Source organism: Vibrio sp. 2134-1, from assembly GCF_033339495.1.
Genome location: NZ_JAWOUS010000391.1, coordinates 1 through 721 on the forward strand (window position 1 = coordinate 1; position 721 = coordinate 721).

At 46.7% G+C, this 721-nt stretch carries 1 protein-coding gene; it reads right to left on the reverse strand.

Going from position 1 to position 721, the window contains the following annotated elements:
• Positions 1 to 52: 52 nt before the first annotated feature.
• Positions 53 to 721: murein hydrolase activator EnvC family protein (locus R7R78_RS26195; RefSeq protein ID WP_225474621.1), on the reverse strand; the 669-nt coding region annotated here is incomplete at its 5' end.

The following is a 721-nucleotide window of genomic DNA, read 5'->3' on the forward strand; positions in this document are numbered from 1 at the left end:
AAAGGAGCCGAGTGGCTCCTTTGTTTTTACTACAAGTAAATAAGTCAGATAATCAGCGCTTTAACCAAGATTTCGGGTTCTGTGCTTCACTATTACGGCGGATTTCGAAATACAGTGATGGTCGGTCCTGCCCGCCTGTATCACCAGCGAGTGCTATCACTTCGCCTGCGGTGACTTTATCGCCTTCTTTTTTGGTTAACGCTTGATTGTAGCCGTAAAGCGTCATGTCACCTTTACCGTGATCAAGCAGCACCACTAAACCGTAACCTCTTAAATACTCTGCAAATACGACTGTGCCAGGGTAAACTGCTTTAACTTGTTGACCATAGTTAGCGGAAAGCACCATACCTTTCCAGTTTACTTGTCCGGTTTGACGCGTACCGAAGTTATGTAACACACTGCCTTTGAGTGGCCATGGTAGTTTGCCGCGCTGTTTGCCGAGCCCGTCCATTGGTACTGCATTTCGTTTGGCGGCTTTTGCAATCTCGGCTTTTAGACGGGTTTCATTGCGTTGTAGCTCAGCAAGGTAACGTTTGTCGTTTTTAATGCTGCTCTGAATTTTGTTCAGCGTTTGCTTACGATTCGACTGCGTACTGGCCAGTGCGGTACGCTTTTCTGATTGCTGCTTGAGCAGGGTTTCGATCTGCTCTTTCTCTAGCTCAAGTTGGTTTTTGTTGTGCGCCAACTCTTGAGTGGTTTTGGTGATGGCATCAATCACTTC